Source organism: Pseudomonas sp. RIT623 (genome assembly GCF_004519305.1).
Classification (GTDB): Bacteria; Pseudomonadota; Gammaproteobacteria; order Pseudomonadales; family Pseudomonadaceae; genus Aquipseudomonas.
Genome location: NZ_SOZA01000046.1, coordinates 1 through 23,065 on the forward strand (window position 1 = coordinate 1; position 23,065 = coordinate 23,065).

19 protein-coding genes are annotated in these 23,065 nt (G+C 64.1%); 8 read left to right on the forward strand and 11 right to left on the reverse strand.

Features of this window, described 5'->3' with window-relative positions:
• The coding region (locus E3U47_RS22260; protein ID WP_134693750.1) for a CopD family protein at positions 1 to 333 on the reverse strand (333 nt) is incomplete at its 3' end.
• A 98-nt stretch (positions 334 to 431) separates the two neighbouring features.
• Here E3U47_RS22260 and dinG point away from each other — a divergent pair.
• The 5 genes from dinG to pdxH all read left to right on the forward strand — a co-directional run bounded on the left by dinG (position 432) and on the right by pdxH (position 7,987).
• Positions 432 to 2,576 carry an ATP-dependent DNA helicase DinG gene (dinG, locus tag E3U47_RS22265; RefSeq protein ID WP_134693751.1) on the forward strand — a complete coding sequence of 715 codons (2,145 nt, stop codon included), beginning with the start codon at positions 432 to 434 and terminating at the stop codon, positions 2,574 to 2,576.
• 81 nt (positions 2,577 to 2,657) lie between these two features.
• Positions 2,658 to 4,874: a beta-galactosidase gene (locus E3U47_RS22270; RefSeq protein ID WP_134693752.1), complete on the forward strand. Its 2,217-nt coding sequence runs from the start codon at positions 2,658 to 2,660 to the stop codon at positions 4,872 to 4,874.
• A gap of 208 nt (positions 4,875 to 5,082) precedes the next feature.
• Complete coding sequence (locus E3U47_RS22275) at positions 5,083 to 6,228, forward strand: serine hydrolase domain-containing protein (protein WP_134693753.1); 1,146 nt, start codon at positions 5,083 to 5,085, stop codon at positions 6,226 to 6,228.
• 99 nt (positions 6,229 to 6,327) lie between these two features.
• Entirely contained in the window at positions 6,328 to 7,320 is a 993-nt protein-coding gene (locus E3U47_RS22280; RefSeq protein ID WP_134693754.1) for an OmpA family protein, read from the forward strand.
• Positions 7,321 to 7,339: 19 nt separating this feature from the next.
• Positions 7,340 to 7,987: a pyridoxamine 5'-phosphate oxidase gene (pdxH, locus tag E3U47_RS22285; protein WP_134693755.1), complete on the forward strand. Its 648-nt coding sequence runs from the start codon at positions 7,340 to 7,342 to the stop codon at positions 7,985 to 7,987.
• Positions 7,988 to 8,095: 108 nt separating this feature from the next.
• Here pdxH and E3U47_RS22290 read toward each other — a convergent pair whose 3' ends face one another.
• Positions 8,096 to 8,326 carry a hypothetical protein gene (locus E3U47_RS22290; protein ID WP_028692125.1) on the reverse strand — a complete coding sequence of 77 codons (231 nt, stop codon included), beginning with the start codon at positions 8,324 to 8,326 and terminating at the stop codon, positions 8,096 to 8,098.
• Between the two features lie 146 nt (positions 8,327 to 8,472).
• Here E3U47_RS22290 and E3U47_RS22295 point away from each other — a divergent pair, with 146 nt between their 5' ends.
• Positions 8,473 to 8,937, forward strand: a complete 465-nt coding sequence (locus tag E3U47_RS22295; RefSeq protein ID WP_023632818.1) for a glycine zipper 2TM domain-containing protein — start codon at positions 8,473 to 8,475, stop codon at positions 8,935 to 8,937.
• Between the two features lie 75 nt (positions 8,938 to 9,012).
• On the opposite strand, the gene E3U47_RS22300 is transcribed toward E3U47_RS22295, so the two are convergent.
• The 7 genes from E3U47_RS22300 to E3U47_RS22330 form a co-directional block, all read right to left on the reverse strand.
• Positions 9,013 to 10,626 (reverse strand): NAD(P)/FAD-dependent oxidoreductase, encoded by a 1,614-nt coding sequence (locus tag E3U47_RS22300; RefSeq protein ID WP_134693756.1) that lies wholly within the window; start codon positions 10,624 to 10,626, stop codon positions 9,013 to 9,015.
• A 103-nt stretch (positions 10,627 to 10,729) separates the two neighbouring features.
• Positions 10,730 to 11,407, reverse strand: coding sequence for a COG3650 family protein (locus tag E3U47_RS22305; RefSeq protein WP_134693757.1), 678 nt, complete (start codon positions 11,405 to 11,407; stop codon positions 10,730 to 10,732).
• 243 nt (positions 11,408 to 11,650) lie between these two features.
• Positions 11,651 to 12,352 carry an ABC transporter ATP-binding protein gene (locus E3U47_RS22310; RefSeq protein ID WP_023631160.1) on the reverse strand — a complete coding sequence of 234 codons (702 nt, stop codon included), beginning with the start codon at positions 12,350 to 12,352 and terminating at the stop codon, positions 11,651 to 11,653.
• Positions 12,353 to 13,120, reverse strand: a complete 768-nt coding sequence (livG, locus tag E3U47_RS22315; RefSeq protein WP_023631159.1) for a high-affinity branched-chain amino acid ABC transporter ATP-binding protein LivG — start codon at positions 13,118 to 13,120, stop codon at positions 12,353 to 12,355.
• Positions 13,117 to 14,373 (reverse strand): high-affinity branched-chain amino acid ABC transporter permease LivM, encoded by a 1,257-nt coding sequence (locus E3U47_RS22320; protein ID WP_134693758.1) that lies wholly within the window; start codon positions 14,371 to 14,373, stop codon positions 13,117 to 13,119. The genes livG and E3U47_RS22320 overlap by 4 nt, the downstream gene beginning before the upstream one ends.
• Positions 14,370 to 15,293 carry a high-affinity branched-chain amino acid ABC transporter permease LivH gene (livH, locus tag E3U47_RS22325; RefSeq protein ID WP_028692119.1) on the reverse strand — a complete coding sequence of 308 codons (924 nt, stop codon included), beginning with the start codon at positions 15,291 to 15,293 and terminating at the stop codon, positions 14,370 to 14,372. Before livH ends, E3U47_RS22320 begins: the two co-directional genes overlap by 4 nt.
• A 236-nt stretch (positions 15,294 to 15,529) precedes the next feature.
• Entirely contained in the window at positions 15,530 to 16,645 is a 1,116-nt protein-coding gene (locus E3U47_RS22330; RefSeq protein WP_134693759.1) for a branched-chain amino acid ABC transporter substrate-binding protein, read from the reverse strand.
• Positions 16,646 to 17,003: 358 nt separating this feature from the next.
• Between E3U47_RS22330 and E3U47_RS22340 the strand changes: the two genes are divergently transcribed.
• On the forward strand, positions 17,004 to 17,309 hold the full coding sequence (locus E3U47_RS22340; RefSeq protein ID WP_134693760.1) for a DUF2288 domain-containing protein: 306 nt from the start codon (positions 17,004 to 17,006) through the stop codon (positions 17,307 to 17,309).
• A gap of 245 nt (positions 17,310 to 17,554) precedes the next feature.
• Here the strand turns inward: E3U47_RS22340 and E3U47_RS22345 are convergent, their stop codons facing one another.
• The gene (locus E3U47_RS22345) at positions 17,555 to 19,738 is read right to left on the reverse strand and encodes a hypothetical protein (RefSeq protein ID WP_134693761.1); all 2,184 of its coding nucleotides are present in this window, start codon (positions 19,736 to 19,738) and stop codon (positions 17,555 to 17,557) included.
• Between the two features lie 191 nt (positions 19,739 to 19,929).
• Between E3U47_RS22345 and E3U47_RS22350 the strand changes: the two genes are divergently transcribed.
• Entirely contained in the window at positions 19,930 to 20,817 is an 888-nt protein-coding gene (locus tag E3U47_RS22350) for an NAD(P)-dependent oxidoreductase (RefSeq protein WP_134693762.1), read from the forward strand.
• Here E3U47_RS22350 and E3U47_RS22355 read toward each other — a convergent pair.
• Positions 20,717 to 22,981: a bifunctional diguanylate cyclase/phosphodiesterase gene (locus E3U47_RS22355; protein WP_134693763.1), complete on the reverse strand. Its 2,265-nt coding sequence runs from the start codon at positions 22,979 to 22,981 to the stop codon at positions 20,717 to 20,719. The genes E3U47_RS22350 and E3U47_RS22355 overlap by 101 nt on opposite strands.
• Positions 22,982 to 23,065: the final 84 nt, after the last annotated feature.

Below are 23,065 nucleotides of genomic sequence, written 5' to 3' on the forward strand. Positions count from 1 at the left end.
CAACTCGGGCAACAACAACCCCTGAACCCGCATGAACAACGCAAACATGACAATCCCCCCGCCAATCATCACCTGTACATAGCGAGGCGCAGTCTCGAACCCGGCAAAGCGCAGGTGGATCATGCCGACTCCGCTGACAGCCAGCACCGCCACCGCCAGCCAGACCCATCTGAAGAACCGCTGGAAAACCTCCACCCACAAGCGCAGCCGCGCCGGCCCTTCGAGGGCGGCAACCGTGGCCGGGCGCAGCACCAGCCAGGCGAAGAACATCCCGCCGACCCACACCAGGGCGGCCAGGACATGCAAGGTATAGGGCAGGGCAAAGGCAAGCATCCAGATCTCCATGGGGCACAAAGGGCAATAGCGGGGTATGATAGCCGGCCCATGCGAAACACTGAAAATATATCCAGCCCTCCGGGCGCCCGCAGACCATGATCAGCAACGAACTCAAAGCCACCATCCAGGGCGCCTATTCGCGTTTCCTCGAAGCCAAAAGCCTCAAGCCACGCTATGGCCAGCGCCTGATGATCGCCGAAGTGGCCAAGGTGCTCGGCGACATCGCCTGCGACGACGAAGGCCGTCGTGCGGGCGAGCCCGCCGTGGTGGCGGTCGAGGCCGGCACCGGTACCGGCAAGACCGTCGCCTACAGCCTCGCCGCGATCCCCGCCGCCAAGGCCGCCGGCAAGCGCCTGGTGATCGCCACCGCCACCGTCGCGCTGCAGGAGCAGATCGTCTTCAAGGACCTGCCCGACCTGATGCGCAACAGCGGGCTGAACTTCAGCTTCGCCCTGGCCAAGGGGCGGGGCCGTTACCTGTGCCTGTCCAAGCTCGACATCCTGCTGCAGGAAGGCCACGCCCAGTCGGCCACCGCGCAGCTGTTCGAGGAAGAAGGCTTCCATATCGAAGTCGACGAGCGCAGCCAGAAGCTGTTCAACAGCATGATCGAGAAGCTCGCCGGCAACCGCTGGGACGGCGACCGCGACAGCTGGTCGGAAGCCATCGAGGACCAAGACTGGGCGCGCTTGACCACCGACCATAGCCAGTGCACCGGCCGTCATTGCCCGAACTTCCAGCAGTGCGTGTTCTACAAGGCCCGTGAAGGCATGGGCAAGGTCGACGTGATCGTCACCAACCACGACATGGTCCTGGCCGACCTGGCGCTGGGCGGCGGCGCGGTGCTGCCCGATCCGCGCGAAACCATGTATGTGTTCGACGAAGGTCACCATCTGCCGGACAAGGCCATCGGCCACTTCGCCCATTACTCGCGCCTGCGCTCCACCGCCGACTGGCTGGAACAGACCGCCAAGAACCTGACCAAGCTGCTGGCCCAGCACCCGCTGCCGGGCGACCTGGGCAAGTACATCGAGCAGGTGCCGGAACTGGCCCGCGAGGTGCGTACCCAGCAGCAGTTCATGTTCACCCTGTGCGAGCAGGTGGCGGACTTCCGCGTCGGCGAGGACATGGAAGGCCGTGACCGCCCGCGCTACCGTTTCGAAGGCGGCGTGGTGCCCGAGCAGATCCGCGAAGTCGGTATCGAGCTCAAGAAAGGCTTCGCCCGCCTCAACGACCTGTTCACCCGCCTGGCCGACCTGCTCAAGGAAGGCATGGACGGCGAGAACAACATCGGCATCGCCAGCCACCAGGCCGAGGAGTGGTACCCGCTGTTCGGCAGCCTGGTGACCCGCGCCCAGGGCAACTGGGAGCTGTGGACCGCCTTCACCGCCGAAGACCCCGAGGACAACCCGCCCATGGCGCGCTGGCTGACTCTGGCCGAGAGCGGCGCGCTGTTCGACATCGAGGTCAATGCCAGCCCCATTCTGGCCGCCGAGATGCTGCGCAAGAGCTTGTGGAACGTCGCCCATGGCGCCTTGGTGACCTCGGCGACCTTGACCGCGCTGGGCAAGTTCGATCGCTTTCGCATGCGTTCGGGCCTGCCCCGCGATGCCGTGCAGTGCGTGGTACCCAGCCCATTCGTGCACGGCGACGCCGGCCTGCTGCGGGTGCCCGATCTGGGTGCCGACCCGCGTGATGCCACCGCCCACACCGCGGCGATCATCCGCGAGCTGCCGGGCATCGTCGAGGACGCCCGTGGCGCGTTGGTGCTGTTCTCCTCACGCAAGCAGATGCAAGACGTATTCGACGGCCTGGACCGCGACTGGCGCAAACTGGTGCTGATCCAGGGCAACCTGTCCAAGCAGGAGACCCTCAATAAACACAAGGCGCGGGTCGACGACGGCCAGCACAGCGTGCTGTTCGGCCTGGCCAGCTTCGCCGAAGGGGTCGACCTGCCGGGCGCTTACTGCGAGCACGTGGTGATCGCCAAGATCCCCTTCGCCGTGCCGGACGACCCGGTCGAGGCGGCCCTGGCCGAGTGGATCGAGGCCCGCGGCGGCAATCCGTTCATGGAAATCGCCGTGCCCGACGCCTCGCTGCGCCTGATCCAGGCCTGCGGTCGCCTGTTGCGTACCGAACAGGACCGCGGGGTAATCACCTTGCTCGACCGCCGCCTGGTCACCCAACGCTACGGCAAGGCTATTCTCAATGCACTGCCGCCGTTCCGACGGGAAATCGGCTGACTGCCTGAGCCAGACGCGCCACCCGTTGTCCATTACTCGATCTGGAGCCCGTGACGGGCTCTGAAGGAGAGCCACCGCCCTATGATCCGCCGTACCCTGCCTGTGATGTTCATCCTGTTGTTCAGCGCGCCCTTGCTCGCCGCGCAACAGACGCTGTTCAGTTTCGTGCGCCCGGCGTCGGTGGTGAATGTGACCACCCAGGACGCCACGTTGCCGCAGTACAACGCGGAACAGACAGCCGAAGGCGAGGTATTGCGACGGGTGGTGTTCAACCCGGTGGCGCAGCCGACCTTGCGCCTGGCCCCGCAGAGTGGAGCCTGGGACTGGTCGGCCGGGCAGGCCCTGACCTTGCGCCTGCAAAGCGGCATGGATTGGGCCCTGACCGTCAATGTGACGATCCAGAGCAGTGACGGGCGGACCCTCACCAGCCGGATCGACCTGCCGGCTGGCCCGGCGCAGACGGTGATGGTCCCGCTCAAGGCCAGCTCGCCGCTGAGCCAGGGCATGCGCGCCGGGCCGCCGATGCCCTGGGTTTTCGAGGGCCAACGCCTGCTGCTGACCAGCAGTGAAGGGGAAGCGGACCTGGCGCAGATCACTTCGCTCAGCCTGAGCATCCCGGGGCCGAAGGTGGCCCAGAGCCTGCTGATCGAGAAAGTCGGCGTGCAGGATGACGACCTGGCCTTCAAGGCCGCCTATGCCGAGCTGATCGATGGCTACGGCCAGTCAACCCGCGGACGCTGGCCGGAAAAGATCGTCAACGACGAGCAGCTCAAGGCTGCCGCCACCCGCGAGCAGACGCAACTCAAGGCCTGGTTGGCCGAGCGCGATACGCTTAAGCTGGATGCCTACGGCGGCGTGCTGGCGGGCCCGGTGTTCGAGGCCAAGGGCTTCTTCCGCAGCGAAAAGCGCGAGGGCCGCTGGTACCTGGTGACCCCGGACGGGCACCCGTTTTATTCGCTGGGCGTCAATGCCGTGGCCGCTGACGGCGGGCGCACCTATGTCGCCGGACGCGAGGGCATGTTCAAGGCCCTGCCGGGCGAAGGCGACGCGCTGGCGGCGTTCTATGGCCAGGGCAACAATGACGATGGCAATGCTTCGTCCCTGGGCCGTGGTTTCAAGCAGGGGCGCTGGTTCGACTTCTATGCCAGCAATCTCCAGCGCACCTACGGCAAACCCTGCGAGCAAGGTGACCAGGCAGCGGCGTGCCCACCCTTGGTGGTGGATGCGCCCCGCTGGCAGGGCCATACCCTCGATCGCCTGCAAGCCTGGGGCTTCAATACCCTGGGCAACTGGAGCGACCCGGCGTTGGGCCAGGCCAAGCGCCTGCCCTATACCTTGGCGCTGTCGATCGTCGGTGATTACGCCAGCATCAGCACCGGCATGGATTGGTGGGGCCGCATGCCTGACCCGTTCGACCCGCGTTTCGCCATGGCCACCGAGCGCGCCGTGGCCATCGCCGCCCGCGATCACCGCGACGACCCCTGGCTGATTGGCTACTTTGCCGACAATGAGTTGGCCTGGGCCGCGCCGGGCGACGATCCCAAGGCCCGCTATGGCCTGGCCTACGGCACCTTGCGCCTGACCACCGACGTGCCGGCCAAGCGTGCCTTCCTCAAGCAGTTGCGTGACAAGTACCGCAACCAGGCCGGGTTGTCGAAGGCCTGGGGTATCGAATTGACCGCCTGGGAACTGATGGAAGACCCAGGTTTCGAGGCGCCTCTGCCCAACCCCGAGCACCCGGAAATCGAGCGTGACTACCAGTATTTCCAGCAGGTGTTCGCCGAAACCTACTTCAAGACCATATCCGATGCGCTGAAGTGGCATGCGCCCAATCACCTGCTGCTGGGTGGCCGTTACGCGGTCAGCACGCCCGAGGCGGTCAAGGCCTGCGCCGAGTTCTGCGATGTGCTGAGTTTCAACTTCTATACCCTCAAGCCTGATCACGGCTACGATTTCGCCCGCCTGGCCGAGCTGGACAAGCCGGTGCTGGTGTCCGAGTTCCAGTTCGGCTCCCGTGACCGTGGCCCGTTCTGGCCTGGTCCGCTGGAAGTGGCCCGCGAGGAAGACCGTGGCCCGGCGTATGCCAATTTCCTCAAGGCCGCCTTGGCCCAGCCGATGATCGTCGGCGCGCATTGGTTCCAGTACCTGGATCAACCCGCCAGCGGGCGCCTGCTCGATGGCGAGAATGGGCACTTGGGGCTGGTGGCGATCACCGATGTGCCCTACGCGGGTTTCGCCGAAGCGGTGCGTCGCAGCAACCGACAAGCGCTTGCTGCGTTCAGCAAGCCTGCACACTAGCGGCGCCAGGCCCTTTCACCAGCAAGGCTGGTGCCTGCAGGTTTCGCAGGCTGGCGCTGTTGTAGGAGCTGGCCTTGTCGGTGAACGGGTCGCTCCCGGTAATATCAGAACAACCCCACAACCACCCAGCCATCTCCAGTAGGCAAATTGGCCAACTACTGAAACAATGCACGCTTTTGCAAGCCAGGCCGTGCAGAGAGGTAGTCGGGTGCAGATCCAGGGTCACTATGAGCTGAAGTTCGAGGCGGTGCGCGAGGCATTCGCCGCGTTGTTCGAGGATCCCCAGGAGCGTGGTGCCGCGCTGTGCATCCAGGTCGGCGGGCAAACCGTGGTCGACCTGTGGGCCGGCAGTGCCGACAAGGACGGCCGCGAGGCCTGGCACAACGACACCATCGCCAACCTGTTCTCCTGCACCAAGACCTTCACCGCCGTCACCGCCCTGCAACTGGTGGGCGAGGGCAAGCTGGCCCTCGACGCGCCCGTGGCCCGCTACTGGCCCGAGTTCGCCCAGGCCGGCAAGGAGCAGGTGACCTTGCGGCAACTGCTCAGCCACCGCGCCGGCCTGCCGGCCATTCGCGAACTGCTGCCGGCCGAGACCCTGTACGACTGGCAGGCGATGGTCGACGCCCTGGCCGCCGAAGCGCCCTGGTGGAACCCTGGTAGCGAGCATGGCTACGCCGCCATCACCTATGGCTGGCTGATCGGCGAGCTGATCCGTCGCGCCGACGGCCGTGGCCCGGGTGACTCCATCGTCGCTCGTACTGCCAAGCCGCTGGGCCTGGACTTCCATGTCGGCCTGGCGGATGAAGAATTCCACCGCGTGGCGCATATCGCCCGCGGCAAGGGCAACCCTGGCGATGCCGCGGCCCAGCGCCTGCTGCAGGTAACGATGCGTGAACCCGAGGCGCTGTCGACCCGGGCCTTCACCAATCCTCCGGCCATCCTCACCAGCACCAACAAGCCTGAGTGGCGGCGCATGCAGCAGCCGGCGGCCAATGGCCACGGCAACGCCCGCAGTCTGGCGGGTTTCTACGCCGGCCTGCTCGACGGCAGCCTGCTCGAATCCGAACTGCTTGACGAGTTGACCCGCGAGCACAGCCTCGGCCAGGACCGTACCCTGTTGACCCAGACCCGCTTCGGCCTGGGCTGCATGCTCGACCAGCCGGATGTGGCCAATGCCACCTTCGGGCTGGGCGCCCGCGCCTTCGGCCACCCAGGCGCAGGTGGCTCGGTCGGTTTTGCCGACCCCGAACACGACGTTGCCTTCGGCTTCGTCACCAATACCCTGGGCCCCTACGTGCTGATGGATCCGCGCGCACAGCGACTGGTGCGCACCCTTGGCAGCTGCCTTTGATCGGGTAACGCGGGTATTGCTCGGACCCTTTGACTATCCTCAATGCCAACGCCTGACGCGTATGGGCAAAATTTCTTTCTATTTCATGGTGTATCGCTGATGTCTTCACATAAAACCTTAGCACTCGCCCTGTGCCTGGCCATGACCGGCTGCGCCAGCCATTCACAGGACTCGTCCAAGGACAGTGCACTCAACTGGTGGCCGTTCGGCTCGGACAAGGTCGCCGATCAGGAAGTGAAAGAGGCCGTGGTCGAGAAGGTCGCCAAGGCCGATGCCAAGTCCGAGAGCAGCAGCCGCTGGTGGTGGCCGTTTGGTGGCGACGACAAGCAGGGCAAGGTCGCGGCCGTGCCGAAGATCGACCAGAAAGCCACCCAGGCCTGGCTCGACCAATACGAACCCAAGGTTCGCGAGGCCATCAAAGGCAGCAAGTTCGAACTGGAGCGCCGCGAGGACGTGCTGGCCGTGACCATCCCAGTGGACAGTTCGTACAACCCGGACCGTCCGAACATGCTGCTGCCGGTCACCCTTGGCCCGATCACCCAGGTGGCCAAGGTCGTCGAGACCGACAGCAAGACCGCCGTGCTGGTCCTCGGCCACGCCGACAGCAGCGGTGCCAGCGCCGCCAACCAGAAGCTCAGCCTCGAGCGTGCCGCCTCGGTATCGGCGATCTTCCGCCTCAGCGGCCTGCAGCGTGACCGCTTGATGCTCAAGGGCATGGGCTCGGTGATGCCGCGCGCTGCCAACGACAGCGCCGAGGGCCGCGCCCTGAACCGCCGCGTAGAACTGCTGCTGACCCCACAGAACACCATGGTCGCGCTGCTGGCCAAGTACCAGCAGGCCGCACCGGTGCCGACGCCGGCCGCCATGGTCGCGGTGCAAGACGCCAAGGCGCCGGCAGCCAAGGCCGCTACCGCCAAACCAGCCGCCAAGGCCGCTGCCAAGCCTGCGGCGAAGAAGCCGGCCGCCAAAGCCAAGGCCCCGGCCAAGGCCAGCACCACCGCGAAGAAGAAAGCCACTGCGGCCAAGCCCGCCGCGAAGAAGGCTGCCACCGACAAGAAAGTCGCCGCCAACAGCCCTGCGAAGACCAACTGATCGTCAAGGAAACGCAGTCATGACCCAATCCCTGGCCGATATGCGCCGCGACTACACCCGTGATGGCCTGGCCGAAGCCCAGGCCCCGAGGGAGCCGTTCGCGCTGTTTCATCACTGGTTCGCCGATGCGGTGAAGACCGAGCAGCTACCGGTGGAAGCCAACGCCATGACCTTGGCGACCGTCGATGCCGACGGTCGCCCGCATTGCCGGGTGCTGTTGCTCAAGGCCCTGGATACGCGCGGGTTCACCTTCTTCACCAATTACCAAAGTGCCAAGGGCCAGCACATTGCGGCCAATCCCTTTGCCGCGATGACCTTTTTCTGGCCGGCGTTGGAGCGTCAGGTACGCATCGAAGGTCGGGTGGAGAAGGTCACGGCCAAGGAGTCGGACGATTACTACCAGGTACGCCCATTGGGCAGCCGCCTGGGCGCTTGGGCGTCGCCGCAGAGCCGGGTGATTGCCGATCGCGAGGAGCTTGAGGGGCTGGTCAAGGCCACCGAGGCACGCTTCTCCGATACCCAGCCGCATTGCCCGGAGCACTGGGGCGGTTACCGTTTGGTGCCGGAGCGCATCGAGTTCTGGCAGGGAAGGGCCAGTCGCTTGCATGACCGTCTGAACTACCGGCTGGTCGATGGCCAGTGGCTGCGCGAGCGCCTGGCGCCGTGATATGCGGGGCCGCTGCGCGGCCCATCGCGGCCAAGGCCGCTCCTACAGGAACCGTGTAACCCTTGTGAGCGGCCTTGTGCCGCGATGGGCTGCAAAGCAGCCCACGCATTACCGATAGCCCGCCGCTTCCCGCTCCAGCCACGCCGCCAACTCCTTGCGCCGCACCTTCTCCACCCGCGCCCGCTCCAGTAGCTTGAGCATGAAATCTCGCTTCGCCGGATCCTCCCCGGCCAGCGACAGCGCCAGGTCGCGGTCCATCCAGCGGCGCATGCGCACATACAGCCAGCCGTGAAAATACAGGCCGGCGATAGTCACTACGACGACGATGAAGTAATCCATGGCTATCCTTGGTCTCACCTGTAGGCCCGCGATTCAGCCAGCAACGGCTGTACCTGAGCTGAATGAAAACAATTTTATAACGTTTGCGCCGTGACACCTGTCAATGCGCGGAGTCTAATGGACACCTGTCTTATGGAGATTGACCCATGCGTAAATCCGCTTTGCTGCTGGCTAGCTTCACCACTGTGTCGCTGCTGCTGGGCGGCTGCCAATCGTCGCTGACCGGCGACAGCTACTCCCGTGATGAGGCCCGCCGCGTGCAGACCGTACGCATGGGTACCATCGAATCCCTGCGTCCGGTGAAGATCGAAGGCACCAAGACCCCGATCGGTGGTGGCGCAGGCGCTATTGTCGGTGGTGTCGCCGGCAGTGCGGTAGGTGGTGGTCGTGGCAGTATCGTTGCCGCGGTGATTGGTGCCGTGGCCGGTGGCCTGGCTGGTTCCGCCGCTGAAGAAGGCCTGACCCGCACCCAAGGTGTCGAGATCACCGTGCGTGAAGACGACGGCAGCATGCGCGCCTACGTGCAGCAAGTGCAGCAGAACGAAATCTTCCGTGTGGGTGAGCGTGTTCGCATCATGACTGTCGACGGCACCAGCCGCGTCACTCACTGACAGCTCGCTTGAAAAGAAAACCCCGACCGGCTTGGCCGTGTCGGGGTTTCTTTTTGCCTGCAAAAGGCGATCGGGTTAGTCGTTCAGCCCGAGGATATCCCGTGCCACCGCTTCGGCGATGCGAATCCCGTCGACACCGGCAGACAGGATGCCACCGGCGTAGCCTGCGCCTTCACCTGCCGGGAACAGGCCCTTGAGGTTGAGGCTCTGGAAGCTGGCATCACGGGTGATACGCAGTGGCGAGGAGGTGCGCGTCTCGATCCCGGTCAACACCGCGTCATGCAGGTTGTAGCCCTTGATCTGGCGATCGAAGGCCGGCAGCGCTTCACGGATCGCCTCGATGGCGAAGTCCGGCAGGCTCGGTGCCAGGTCGCCCAGGGTCACGCCCGGTTTGTACGACGGCTCGACGCTGCCCAGCGCGGTGGACGGGCGCCCTGCGACAAAGTCGCCAACCAGTTGCGCGGGGGCCTGGTAGTTGCTGCCGCCCATCACGTAGGCGTGGGCCTCCAGGCGCTCCTGCAGCTCGATACCGGCCAGCGGGCCGCCCGGGTAGTCGCGCTCAGGGTCGATGCCAACGACGATGCCGGAGTTGGCGTTGCGTTCGTTACGTGAGTACTGGCTCATGCCGTTGGTGACCACCCGGCCCGGCTCGCTGGTAGCGGCGACCACGGTGCCGCCGGGGCACATGCAGAAGCTGTACACCGAACGACCGTTCTTGGCGTGGTGCACCAGCTTGTAGTCGGCGGCGCCGAGTTTCGGGTGGCCGGCATACTTGCCCAGGCGCGCCTTGTCGATCAGCGACTGCGGGTGCTCGATACGGAACCCCACCGAGAATGGCTTGGCCTCCATGAACACGCCCTTGGCGTGCAGCATGCGGAAAGTATCGCGGGCGCTGTGGCCCAGGGCCAGGACCACATGGCGCGAATGCAGTTGTTCACCACTTTGCAGCACCACGCCGGTGAGCTGTTCGCCGTCCACCAGCAAATCGGTAACCTTCTGCTCGAAGCGCACCTCACCACCCAGGGTGATGATTTCCTCACGCATTTTCTCGACCATGCTGGTCAGGCGGAAGGTGCCGATGTGCGGCTTGTTGATGTAGAGGATTTCTTCCGGGGCGCCGGCCTTGACGAACTCTTCCAGCACCTTGCGACCATGGTGCTGCGGGTCCTTGATCTGGCTGTACAGCTTGCCGTCGGAGAAGGTCCCGGCGCCGCCTTCGCCAAACTGCACGTTGGACTCGGGGTTGAGCACGCTCTTGCGCCACAGGCCCCAGGTGTCCTTGGTACGCTGGCGCACTTCCTTGCCGCGTTCGAGCACGATCGGCTTGAAGCCCATCTGTGCCAGCAGCAGGCCGGCGAAGATGCCACAAGGGCCGAAGCCGACCACGATCGGGCGTTCCTGCAGGGTGGCCGGGGCCTGGCCGACGAACTTGTAGCTGACGTCCGGGGCGACGCCGACCTTGCTGTCATCTGCGAAACGGCGCAGCAGTTCGGCTTCGTTGCTGGTCTGCAGATCGATGGTGTAGATGAACAGCAATTCGCTGTTCTTCTTGCGGGCGTCGTAGCTGCGCTTGAACAGGGTGAAACCGAGCAGTTGCGCGTCGTCGATGCCCAGGCGCTGGACGATGGCCGCGCGCAGCTCGTCGTCGGAGTGGTCCAGGGGCAGCTTCAGTTCGGTGATTCGTAGCATGGCAGGGTCCAGTATCCCGGCCATGGGCGGCCGGCGGCTTTACATAAACCGCCAAGTATAAGCTGTTCGCCACCCAGACTGGCAGGATAAAAGCACCCAGCGGTCAGAGATCGCGGGCGCCACCGTAGTAGGCGCAGCCTTGCAGGGTCTTGCCGTCCATGCGCAGTTCGGCCTTGAGGTGGCGGATGGCGCCAGTGGCGCCGTCGACGCAGCGCTGCGGCGCGACCCACAACTCGACGCGCTGGCCATTGGCTTCGCTGGACAGGCTCAGGCCGCCACCGGGCAGTGCTTCTTCCAGGTAGGGCAGCGGCAGCGGCGGCTCGCCAACGCGGTTGAGGACCATGCCCTTGCCGCTGGCCTTGATGTCCCAGTCCGGCTCGTTGCCACCAGCGCGCAGGGTCAGCTGCTTGAAGTTGGGGTCTTCGCAGCCGCTGTATTCGGAGGTTTCCAGGCGGTACAGGCGAGTCACCTCGAGTTGGCCATCGCTGCCGGCTTGCTGGCTGCCGGTCATGCGCCCTCGGACATCGGCGAACAGCTTGTCACCGGCGTCGTCGGCCAGGTTGGCGGCTTCCTGGAGGATGCCGGTGCCGGCGGCGTCCTTGATGATGAAGCGGCGGCTTTCGCGGCACGGCTTGAACAGCAGGTGGCCGCCGGCTGCGCTCAGTTCGCCCTGCAGGCGGGTGCTACCGAGGTTCGGGTCGACTGGTTTTTCGGCCAGCATCTGGCAGCCGGCGAACAGCGGCAGCAGGGCGGTGAGCAGCAGGGATGGGGTGAGGCGCATGGGGCGGGCTCCGGTGTTCGGGCAAAAAGTGCCGGCCACGTTACCGAGCCTGTGGGGTGACGACAAGAGGGGCAAGAGCAGTGCACGAGTCGTGGCGTAGGAGCCAGCCTTGCTGGCGAATCAGGCGCCTCGGTGGATGGCACCGGCTACGCCGGTGTTCGCCGGCAAGGCCGGCTCCTACACGGGCCACGCCAACAGCGAATTCAACAGGCAGAAAAAAGGGCCCGAAGGCCCTTTGATCGATCAACCACCCAGGTAGGCGTCGCGCACCTTAGGGTCGGTCAACAGCGCTTCACCGGTACCCTGCATCACCACCTTGCCGTTTTCCAGCACGTAGGCGCGGTCGGCGATCTTCAGTGCCTGGTTGGCGTTCTGCTCGACCAGGAACACGGTCACGCCATCGCGGCGCAACTGTTCGATGATGTCGAAGATCTGCTGGATGATGATTGGTGCCAGGCCCAGGGACGGTTCGTCGAGCAGCAGCAACTTGGGCTTGCTCATCAGCGCCCGGCCGATGGCGAGCATCTGCTGCTCGCCGCCGGACATGGTGCCGCCACGCTGGATGTAGCGCTCCTTCAAGCGTGGGAACAGCTGCAGGACCTTGTCCAGTTGCTCCTGGTAGTCGCCCTTGTTGGTGAAGAAACCGCCCATGGCCAGGTTTTCCTCGACAGTCAGGCGGGCGAACACGCGGCGGCCTTCCGGCACCACCGCGATGCTCTTGCGCATGATGTGCGAGGACGGCTGGCCGACCAGCTCCTCTCCCAGGTACTTGATGCTGCCGCTGCTCGCCTGGGGCGAGCCGCACAGGGTCATCAGCAAGGTCGACTTGCCGGCGCCGTTGGCGCCGATCAGGGTGACGATCTCGCCTTGGTTGATCTCGACGTTGACGCTGTGCAGCGCCTGGATCTTGCCGTAGAAGGTGGAAACGTTCTCGAACTTCAGCATTTACGCCTCCCCCAGGTAGGCCTTGATCACATCCGGGTTGCCGCGAATCTCTTCGGGCGTGCCGTCGGCCAGGGGCGTGCCCTGGTTGATCACCACGATGTGGTCGGAAATGCTCATCACCAGCTTCATGTCGTGCTCGATCAGCAGCACGGTCACGTTGTGCGATTCGCGCAGGTAGGCGATGAGGGCCTTGAGGTCCTCGGTCTCCTTGGGGTTCAGGCCGGCGGCCGGTTCGTCGAGCATGATGATCCGCGGTTGGGTCATCATGCAGCGGGCGATTTCCAGGCGCCGTTGCTGGCCATAGGCGAGGGTGCCGGCGGTACGGTTGGCGAACTCGGTCAGGTTGACCTTCTCCAGCCAGTACTGGGCACGCTCCATGGCTTCTTTTTCGCTGCGGCGGAAGCTCGGGGTCTTGAACAGGCCGGCGAAGAAGTTGGTATTGAGGTGCCGGTGCTGGGCGATCAGCAGGTTCTCCAGCGCGGTCATTTCCTTGAACAGGCGCACGTTCTGGAAGGTTCGCACCACGCCCTTGCGGGCAATCTGATGGCCGGCCAGGCCCTGGATCGGCTGGCCGTCGAGCAGGATGGTGCCGCCGCTGGGCTTGTAGAAGCCGGTCAGGCAGTTGAACACCGTGGTCTTGCCGGCGCCGTTCGGGCCGATCAGTGCCACCACCTGTTTTTCCTTGACGGTCAGGGCCACGCCGTTGACCGCCAACAAGCCGCCAAAGCGCATGCTCAGGCCGCTGACTTGCAGAATTTCGCGGCTCATCGAGGCAGCTCCATGTGCGGACGTTGCATGGGCAGCAGCCCCTGCGGACGCCAGATCATCATCAACACCATCAGCGCACCGAACATCAGCATCCGGTATTCGCTGAACTCACGCATCATCTCCGGCAGCAGGATCATCACGATGGCCGCGAGAATCACGCCCAATTGCGAGCCCATGCCGCCCAGCACGACGATGGCGAGGATGATCGCCGACTCGATGAAGGTAAACGATTCCGGTGTCACCAGGCCCTGGCGGGCGGCGAAGAAGCTGCCGGCGAAACCGGCGAAGCAGGCCCCCAGGGTGAACGCCGAGAGCTTGATCACGGTGGGGTTCAGGCCCAGCGCGCGGCAAGCGATTTCGTCTTCGCGCAGTGCTTCCCAGGCGCGGCCGATCGGCATGCGCAGCAGGCGGTTGATGACGAACAGCGCCAGCAAGGCCAGCAGCAGGGCCACCAGGTAGAGGAAGATGACCTTGTTGATCGAGTTGTACTGCAGCCCGAAGAACTCATGGAAGGTCTGCATCCCCTCGGCGGCCTTGCGTTCGAAGGTCAGGCCGAAGAACTCCGGCTTGGGGATGTTGCTGATGCCGTTGGGGCCGCCGGTCCAGTCGGTGAGGTTACGCAGGAACAGGCGGATGATCTCGCCAAAGCCCAGGGTCACGATCGCCAGGTAGTCGCCGCGCAGGCGCAGCACCGGGAAGCCGAGCAGGAAGCCGAAGGTGGCGGCCATCAGGCCGGCGATCGGCAGGCACACCCAGAAGCTCCAGCCCAGGTAGTGGGAGAGCATCGCGTAGCTGTAGGCGCCGACGGCATAGAAGCCGACGTAACCCAGGTCGAGCAGCCCCGCCAGGCCGACCACGATGTTCAGGCCCAGGCCCAGCAGCACGTAGATCAGGATTAGCGTGGCGATGTCGACCGCGCCGCGCGAGCCGAAGAACGGCCAGATCAGCGCGGCCACGATCAGCCCCATGATCACCCAGCGCTGGGTTTTCGGCAGGGTCAGGAAGTTGCTCACCGAAGGCGGTACCAGCTTGCGCTCCGAGCGCCGGCCCATCACCGCGCTCCATTGCTTGTCGAACAGCACGCGCAGGAACATCAGGACCGAGCACGCGGCGATGATGCTGATGGTGAACGAGCCCTGGCTGTGCACGATCAGGCTGATGCCGTCGATGCTGAGTTTCAGGCCCAGTACCGGGAAGGCCACGGCCCAGACCAGCAAGGCGCTGAAGAACGCCTGTTTGAGATTTCTGTTCATACTTTTTCAACCTCCGGGCGGCCCAGGATGCCGGTCGGCCGGAACAGCAGGACAAGAACCAAAAGACCGAATGCCACCACGTCCTTGTACTGGTCGCCGAAGATGTCGGCGCCGAACGCTTCGGCCACGCCCAGCACCAGCCCGCCGAGCATGGCGCCCGGAATGCTGCCGATGCCGCCCAGTACCGCCGCGGTAAAGGCCTTCAGGCCCACCAGGAAACCGGCGTTGGGGTTGATCACCCCGTACTGCATGCTCAGCAGCACGGCCGCCACCGCCGCCAGGGCGGCGCCGATGACGAAGGTCAGGGCGATGATGTTGTTGGTGTTGATGCCCAGCAGGTTGGCCATCTTGATGTCCTCGGCACAGGCGCGGCAGGCGCGGCCCAGGCGGGAACGGGAGATGAACAGGGTCAGGCAGGTCATGGCGACGAGGGTCACCACGAACACCAGGATCTGCATGTACGAGACCAGCACTTCCTCCGCTCCGCCCGGGCCGAACGAGAAGCTGCCGGGAATCAGGTTGGGGATGGACTTGTCCTTGGAGTCCTGCGACAACAGGACGGTGTTCTGCAGGAAGATCGACATGCCGATGGCGGAGATCAGCGGGATCAGCCGGTTGCTGTTGCGCAGCGGCCGGTAGGCGACCCGTTCGATGCTGTAGCCGTAGGCACTGGTGACGAAGATCGTGGCGACGAAGGCCACGGTCATCAGGATCGGCAACGAGTGGATGCCCATCATGGCCAGCCCGGCGAGGGCGATGAAGGCCACGTAGGAACCGATCATGTACACCTCGCCGTGGGCGAAGTTGATCATGCCGATGATGCCGTACACCATCGTGTAACCGATGGCGATCAGCGCGTAGGTACTGCCGATGGTCAATCCGTTAACCAGTTGTTGTAGGAAATGGTAGATCTCAGGCATTACAGCGCTCCTAAAAACCTGATTTGCATTTCGCTGGCGGGGGAGGCCCGGGCCCTTGTTCTCGCGGTCTTCGCCACGTGATCGTTGTGCGGGCACAGCCAGGAAACCGCGGGTGACGGTTTTAAGATTTTCAGGTGAGCCGGCCCCCGGATCACGGGGATCGGGCCCATAGAACCTCGTAAAACAAAGCCCACTGCTCGCACAGTGGGCTTCTCGGTCAGCTATTAGTCACGCAGTTACTGAGGGGAAACTTCGGTCTTCGGCTTGCCGAAGTGCCACTCGTAGACAACGAACTTGAAGTTCTTCAGGTCGCCTTTCTCGTCGTACGACAGCTCGCCGGTCGGGGTCTTGAAGGTGCCGGCGTGGATGGCGGCTGCCACCTTGTCGGTGTCTTCGGACTTGGCCGCCTTGATGCCACCGGCGATCAGTTCGACGGCGGAGTAGGCCGGGAACACGAACGGACCGCTCGGGTCTTTGCCGTCGGCCTTGATGGCGTCGACGATGGCCTTGTTCTCTGGGTCGGCGTCGAAGGATTTCGGCAGGGTGACCAGCAGGCCTTCGGAGGCGCCCTGGGCGATCTGCGAGATGGAGTCGTTACCCACGCCTTCCGGGCCCATGAACTTGGCTTTCAGGCCTTTTTCCTGGGCTTGGCGCAGGATCAGGCCCAGTTCTGGGTGGTAGCCGCCGTAGTAGACGAAGTCGACGTTGTTCTGCTTGAGTTTCTGGATGATCGAGGAGAAGTCCTTGTCACCGGCGTTCAGGCCCTCGAAGACGGCAACCTTGGTGCCCTTGCCTTCCAGGGTGGTCTTGACCGCGGTGGCGATGCCTTCACCGTACTGCTGCTTGTCGTGCAGCACCGCAACGACCTTCGGCTTGACGTGGTCGGCGATGTAGTTGCCGGCGGCTGGGCCCTGGGCGCTGTCCAGGCCGATGGTGCGGAAGATCAGCTTGTAGCCACGGCTGGTGATTTCCGGGGAGGTGGCGGCGGGGGTGATCATGATCACGCCTTCGTCTTCGTAGATGTCGGACGCAGGCTGGGTGGAGCTGGAGCACAGGTGGCCGATGACGAACTTGACGCCGTCGTTGACCACTTTGTTGGCGACGGCCACGGCCTGTTTAGGGTCGCACGCGTCGTCGTATTCCTTGGCTTCGAGCATCTTGCCATCGACGCCGCCCTTGGCGTTGATGTCCTTGATGGCCTGTTTGGCGCCGGTGAACTGCATGTCGCCGTATTGCGTGACCGGGCCGGTCTTGGGGCCGGCGATACCAATCTTGATGGTATCGGCGGCAAACGAATGGCTGGCAACCCCGGCCAGAACCATTGCGGCGAACAGCTTGGAAATCTTGATCATAGTGCTCCACTCATTCTGTTGTAATTCTTATAGACCTGAGGTCAGGGCTACAGACCGGGCGGGACTTGCGCACTGGCTACGCCAATGCGCCGGCCCCACCTTCCCCCGGAACATGTCCCGGAACTGTACCGGTACAGTGTAGAGCGCTGTCCGAGCGCTTGAAAAGCGGGCGAAAAGCGTCTGTTTCCAGGGGTGTCGCCTGATCGACATAAAGATACAGAAAGGCGCCATCAATTTGCCTGCATCTTCGGCCCGTCCCCACAAACTCGGGCCGGATCGACCAAATTACGTATTTGAAACCGGGTTTTTCTGCAAAAATGCCGGCCTTTTTGTTGGCCGATCTTTGCGCAGGTAACCCATGACTGATCAAGTAAGCACCCTCTATGCCAAATTGCTCGGTGAGACTGCCGTCATCGAGTGGAAAGCCCTGGAGCGTTTCTGGGCCAAGGGTGACCTGATTTGGGTCGATCCGTCCCTCGACCTGATCACCGTTGCCGAGGCAATGGCCGAGAATCGCCGCGAGATCTTCGCCAAGTGGCGCGATGATGGCACTGTCGGGCCGGTCTCTGCTGAACAGGCACTCGAGCTGCAAACCCGCGATCCAGAGATCTGGGCGGTGGTGGTTTCGCCGTTCATCGTGATCCAGGCGAAGAAAGCGGAATAAGCACGCGCTTTTTTAGTGCGTGATAACGCGCAGATGCATCGTGCTGGTGCGCGTTGACGCTCACGTAAGGTGGAAGTTGGTAACAGTGGCGGGGTGATTCGGCGGGGCGGTAACAGTTTACGGAATACGTAACTGGGGCTGCTGCGCAGCCCATTCGCGGCACAAGGCCGCTCCTACAGGACTACGCGATTTCCTGGAGGAGCGGCCTGTGCCGCGAAAGGGGAGCGAAGCGCGCCCGGATGATGTCAGTAATCCACGCGCCCGGTATGGCTGTTCAGCGAGATGACCCGGGTCTTGCCGATGCGGTGCCTGAAGATCTCGCGCAGGTACTTCACCGCCTTCTTCACGCACTCGCGCGACAGGCGGATGTCGTTGATCGAGACGAAGCGGCTCTTGTCGTTGATCAGTTCGCGGTACTTCTTCTCGTACATCGGCTTGATCGCATACCAGTTGGTGTCGAGGATCTTCGCCGGGTTCTCGAACTCGTTGAGCAGGTCATCGATGCGCGCCTCGTCGAAGTGCTCACTGGTGATGAACTCGAGAATGGCGTTGTCCATGGTGTCGTCGAAACGGTACGGATTACGCGCGAAGCAACGCTTGATGAATGCCACGATCAAGGTCAGGAAGTCGTCCGACAGGCACGGGCTCTTGGCGATCAGGGTGGTCAGCGACAGGTTGGCCGAGGCGCCGATCACCAGCGCGTAGCGCTTGAGCGTGGTGTTGGGGAACAGGCTGTTGAGGTGGGTCTTGAGCCGGTTCAGGTCCATGTACGACAGCTTGTAGTCCTTGGGCAGGGAGACGATCGACACCACCGACGAGCAGTTCTTGAAGAAGTGCAGGTCGTGCAGCGCCGCGGCGTCGTAGCCCGAGGCCTGGTATTGCTCCAGCGCGGCGCGGTAGCGGCGCGATTCGATCGGCAGCAGGCTGATGCCTTCGATGGCCTGGGTCTGCTTGTTGAAGTGCGGCAGGTCGATGGAGCGGAAGAACAGGTCGTCGATGTCCAGGCGCGGCTGCTCGCGCTCGAACACCTTGAACTTGTCCGACCCTGCAGGCGGCACTTCCGGCACCACCGACTCGGCATAGGCGATGGCCACCGGGCCGGCCAGGCTCATGAACAGGTCGTTGGCGTCCAGGCGGATGGTCTCGCCGATGTCGATGCCCGCGCGGCGGAAGTAGTTCTGGTCGTAGTCGGTGGTCACCGCCTGGGCGGTGAGGATGTTGAAGATCTGTTGGGAGATGTACTGGTTGGCGTGCTTCTCCATGGCGTTGACGTCGATGTTCTGGATCGTGCCGTCGTCGCTCTCCTCGGCGTAGCGCATGATGTCGTTGGAAATCAGCATCATCGCGTTCCACGGGCGGATGCGGCCCATGACGCTGGCTTCGCTGCTGTCTTCATTGTCGAAGTTGTACGAGAAGTCCCATTCTTCCGACAGGTACTTGCACAGCAGGCGGCCGGCGTTGATGTGCAGCGCCTCGGACATTTCGCTGCGGTGATCGGAGGCGTTGGGCAGCACGCAGATGCCGCTGGTGAAGATCGGTTCGAAGACGAACGAATGCCCGCTCTTGCCGTCGTTCTCGTCGGCCGGCTTGGTGTCGAAGGTCTTGTTCATGTACGAGTACTGCTGGGCCAGGCCGAACTCCGAGGCCATGCCCGAGCCGGTGCCGCCGCCGGCGCTGAAGATGTAGAAATACAGGCGCGACTGGTTGGCCTTGATGCCGCAGGAATCGATCAGGTACGAGTGGATCAGCTTCCAGTCGGCGCTGGAGAAACGCTGGGTGTCCTTGTTGAGGATGATCTTGGCCAGGTACTGGCCGAGGATCGGCGCGTTGCCGGCGCCGCCGGCATGCACCTCGGACAGGTCCATGATCTTCATCTTGCTGTAGTCGCGCAAAAAGCCACCGCGCTCGCCCTTGCGCGAGAAGCGGATACGCCCGGCGATGTCCTTGTCCAGGTCGCCGAGCATCACCAGCGGCTCGACCAGGAACACCGGCTTGGCCGCCTTGTTCTGTACCAGGCGCAGGTTCTGGCGGATCCAGCGCGCCGGGCTGTAGCCCGCTTCGCCCTTGAAGCGGTCCTCGTTGTTGTACTCGTTGAGGAAGAATGTGCGGGCGTTGTATACCAGCTCCGCCACGTCCAGGGCGATGTTCGAGCCGCAACGACCCAGGCCGATCAGGCACACCGACGGGAACTGCTGCTCCAGGCGCAGTTGGTCCTCGTCCTCGACATGCAGGTTGGGCGGGAACACCAGGTCGCGCAGGCCATCGAGGTTGTCGAGGATGCGCTGGATGTCCTGCTCGGTGAAGTACAGGTACTGCTGCGCGGGCAGGCTGCGGGCGGCGGGAAGGTCCCGGTTGCTGCCCGCGGTCAGCGAAGTGGGGCTGAGCGACGACTCGGGGACCGCATTGGCAGAAGTGTTCGTAGAGGTCATAGTGCGCCATTTGCCTGAAGTGATTGGCTTCCCGGTGATGCATGTCATCTGGCCATCACGGGAAATTTCGCGACTTTATCAGTGCGTCTTTTTCTCATGCGATAGGGGTTTTCCTTAGCGCGACTAAGGTTTTTGCCTCGCACCCGCATTGCATCGTCCGTTTGTCACGCTTCTTTAATCTGGAGTTGCTCATGAGTACTGCCTTGCCTTCGTTGGGGTTCGCCGGGATCGGCTTGATGGGGCTGCCGATGTGCCGCCGCTTGCTGGCGGCCGGCTACCCGCTGACCGTGTGGAACCGCAGCCCGGACAAGTGCGCCGAGCTGGTCGCCGCCGGCGCGCGCTTGGCCAGCAGCCCCGCCGAGCTGTGCGCGGCGGTGGACATGGTGCTGCTGTGCCTGGCCGACACGGCGGTGGTGCGCGAGGTGGTCTTCGGTGAACAGGGCATTGCCCAGGGCGGGCGCAGCGGTCAACTGCTGGTGGATTTATCCAGCCTCGAGCCGAGCGCAACCCGGGAGATGGCCGCGACACTGGCGGCGCTGTGTGGCATGGCCTGGCTCGATGCGCCTGTGTCTGGCGGCACCCCCGGTGCCGAGGCCGGCAGCCTGGCGATCATGGTCGGCGGCGAGGCGAGCGATCTGCAGCGGGCGCGGCCGGTGCTGCTGACCCTGGGCCAGCGGGTCACGCACATGGGCGCGGTGGGGGCCGGCCAGGTGACCAAGGCCTGCAACCAGATGATCGTCGCCTGCAACGCCCTGGTGATTGCCGAGGTGGTGGCTTTGGCCGAGCAGTCAGGGGTCGATGCACGGTTGCTTGCCGAGGCCCTGGCCGGTGGCTTCGCCGACTCCAAGCCGTTGCAGATCCTCGCCCCGCAAATGGCCGAAAGCCGCTTCGAGCCGGTCAAGTGGCATGTGCGTACCCTGCTCAAGGACCTCGACGGCGCGGTGAAACTGTCCCGCGAGCGGGGCTCGGCGACTCCGCTCAGTGCCCTCGCCGCGCAATTGATGCGCCTGCACGGTAGCCAGGGGTATCTGGAAAAAGATCCGGCGACCCTGGTAGCGCTGTATCGCAACAAGGACTGAATGCACAGGCCTGGCGGTCGAGTCGCTCGAGCACTGGCCGCAATTCGGCCAGCGGCACCGGGCGGCTGAGCAGGTAGCCTTGCAGGAAGTCGCAGCCGTGGCTGGCGAGGAACTCATGTTGCTCGACGGTCTCGACGCCTTCGGTGACCACTTTCAGGTGCAAGGTGTGGGCCATGACGATGATCGCCTGGACGATCTCGCGGTCCTTCTGGCTGCCCGGCACCTCGTGGATGAACGAGCGGTCGATCTTCAGCACGTCCAGCGGCAGGCGCTTGAGGTAGGCCAGCGAGGAGTAGCCGGTGCCGAAGTCGTCGATCGACAGTGCCACGCCCATGGCGCGGATGCGCTTGAGCAGGCTGACGGTGTGCTGGATATCGCCCATCAACGCGTTCTCGGTGACTTCCAGTTCCAGCTGGCGCGCGGTGAGCCCGGCCTGGAACAGCGCCATTTCCACTTCCGTGGCCAGCTCCTCGCGGCCCAGGGTCAGCGCCGAGCAGTTCACCGTGACCTTGAGCTCGCCATACCCATGCCGGTTGAGCTGGGCCAGGTCCTCGCAGGCGCGGCGTAGCACCCACAGGTCGAGGTCGGCAATCAGGCCGTTGGCCTCGGCGATACAGATGAACCGTTCCGGGTTGAGCAGGCCATGCTGTGGATGCTGCCAGCGCACCAGCGCCTCGAGCTTGGCCACCTGGCCACTGCGCAGGTCGAAGATCGGCTGGTAATGCACGCACAGGCCGCGTTCCTCGAACAGTGCCACGCGCAGCTCCTCCTCGAGTTGCAGTTCGAGGGTGGCGCGGGTTTTCAGGCCGTCGTTGAAGAAGTTCAGGTTGTTGCGCCCGCAGCCCTTGGATTGGTACAGCGCCAGGTCGGCGTTCTTCAGTAGCTCTTCGGTGCTCAGGCCGTCGTCGGGGAAGATGCTGATGCCGATGCTGGTGGTCATCACCATGCGCCGGCCGGCCAGGTCGATGGGCTCCTTCATTCGCTGCATGATGCGTTGGGCCAGGTGGCGGGCTTCGTCGCGGCTGTTGAGGTTGGTGACGATGCAGAACTCGTCGCCGCCAAAGCGGGCGACCAAGTCCTGGCTGCGGGTGGCGGCCTTGATATGCCCGGCGATCACCTTGAGCAGTTCGTCGCCCGCGGCATGGCCGAGGCTGTCGTTGATGCGCTTGAAGTGGTCTATGTCGAGGAACATCACCGCCAGCATGCCGTCGTGGGCCGCCTGTTCGGCCAGGCGCTCGGCGAACACCTGGTTGAAACCGCGGCGGTTGACCAGGTTGGTCAGGGCGTCGTAATGGGCCGCCTGCTGCAATGACACCCGTGCTTGGTCGAGTTGGCTGAGCAGCACGTTGACCCGGCGCAGGTCGTGCTCCTTGCTTTGCAGCTTCTTGTCGGCCAGGGCGGCGCTGATGCTGCTGCCGCTGATTAGCAGGGTGATGAAGGCGATGGTCAGCGCCAATTGCAGGCTGTTGTCCACGCTGGGCAGGCGCAGCGCGGTCTCGCTGGGGATCACCAGGGTCATCGCCGTCATGCCGGTGAAGTGGGTCAGCACGATGCCGCCGGCCATCAGCAGGCTGGCGCCGTACTTGAGCAGCAGGTGCATGGTGCCACTGCCCTGGTGAAAATAGCGGGCCATCAGCAGCGCCACCAGGCTGGTGGCGATGGCGATAGCGATGGACGCCAGCAGGGGGCCAGTCTGGTAGTACTGTTGGGCGCTGGTCTGCAGCGCGGCCATGCCGGTGTAGTGCATGGCGCTGATGCCCAGGCCGATGAACAGCGCGGTTTGCAGGTAGTGGCGCAGGTGCATGTGGCTGCGATCGAGGCTGTTCATCGCCAGCCACGCGGCGCATAGGGCGATCAGCAGCGACAGGCCGGTGAGCGGGGCGTCATAGTGGATTTCCAGCGGGGCCTGGAAGGCCAGCATGCTGATGAAGTGCATGGCCCAGATGCCGCCGGCCAGGCAGCAGGCGCCCAGCACCCGCCATTGTCGGCGTGCCATGCGGTCTTCGCAGTGGCTCTGGCGCTCGGCCATGTCCAGGGTGGCGAAACAGGCGGCGCAGGCTACGGCATAGGCGAGCAGCACCAGGAAGGGGTTGTGTCGGCAGTCGAGGATGATCTGTCCGGTCGCCGGTAGCTCGGCGAACAATTGCAGTCCCAGCCACTCCATTGCAGGCCTCTTCGTCGAGTCTTCACTCGTCCCCAAAAAGCACGGATGGAGACTGTTCCTGCTGGAGTATAGGAATGCAGGCTT

Coding starts and splice junctions, on each gene's coding strand:
- dinG (WP_134693751.1), top strand. CDS start 432: ATGATCAGCAACGAACTCAAAGCCACCATCCAGGGCGCCTATTCGCGT.
- E3U47_RS22270 (WP_134693752.1), top strand. CDS start 2,658: ATGATCCGCCGTACCCTGCCTGTGATGTTCATCCTGTTGTTCAGCGCG.
- E3U47_RS22280 (WP_134693754.1), top strand. CDS start 6,328: ATGTCTTCACATAAAACCTTAGCACTCGCCCTGTGCCTGGCCATGACC.
- pdxH (WP_134693755.1), top strand. CDS start 7,340: ATGACCCAATCCCTGGCCGATATGCGCCGCGACTACACCCGTGATGGC.
- E3U47_RS22290 (WP_028692125.1), bottom strand. CDS start 8,326: ATGGATTACTTCATCGTCGTCGTAGTGACTATCGCCGGCCTGTATTTT.
- E3U47_RS22295 (WP_023632818.1), top strand. CDS start 8,473: ATGCGTAAATCCGCTTTGCTGCTGGCTAGCTTCACCACTGTGTCGCTG.
- E3U47_RS22300 (WP_134693756.1), bottom strand. CDS start 10,626: ATGCTACGAATCACCGAACTGAAGCTGCCCCTGGACCACTCCGACGAC.
- E3U47_RS22305 (WP_134693757.1), bottom strand. CDS start 11,407: ATGCGCCTCACCCCATCCCTGCTGCTCACCGCCCTGCTGCCGCTGTTC.
- E3U47_RS22310 (WP_023631160.1), bottom strand. CDS start 12,352: ATGCTGAAGTTCGAGAACGTTTCCACCTTCTACGGCAAGATCCAGGCG.
- livG (WP_023631159.1), bottom strand. CDS start 13,120: ATGAGCCGCGAAATTCTGCAAGTCAGCGGCCTGAGCATGCGCTTTGGC.
- E3U47_RS22320 (WP_134693758.1), bottom strand. CDS start 14,373: ATGAACAGAAATCTCAAACAGGCGTTCTTCAGCGCCTTGCTGGTCTGG.
- livH (WP_028692119.1), bottom strand. CDS start 15,293: ATGCCTGAGATCTACCATTTCCTACAACAACTGGTTAACGGATTGACC.
- E3U47_RS22330 (WP_134693759.1), bottom strand. CDS start 16,645: ATGATCAAGATTTCCAAGCTGTTCGCCGCAATGGTTCTGGCCGGGGTT.
- E3U47_RS22340 (WP_134693760.1), top strand. CDS start 17,004: ATGACTGATCAAGTAAGCACCCTCTATGCCAAATTGCTCGGTGAGACT.
- E3U47_RS22345 (WP_134693761.1), bottom strand. CDS start 19,738: ATGACCTCTACGAACACTTCTGCCAATGCGGTCCCCGAGTCGTCGCTC.
- E3U47_RS22350 (WP_134693762.1), top strand. CDS start 19,930: ATGAGTACTGCCTTGCCTTCGTTGGGGTTCGCCGGGATCGGCTTGATG.
- E3U47_RS22355 (WP_134693763.1), bottom strand. CDS start 22,981: ATGGAGTGGCTGGGACTGCAATTGTTCGCCGAGCTACCGGCGACCGGA.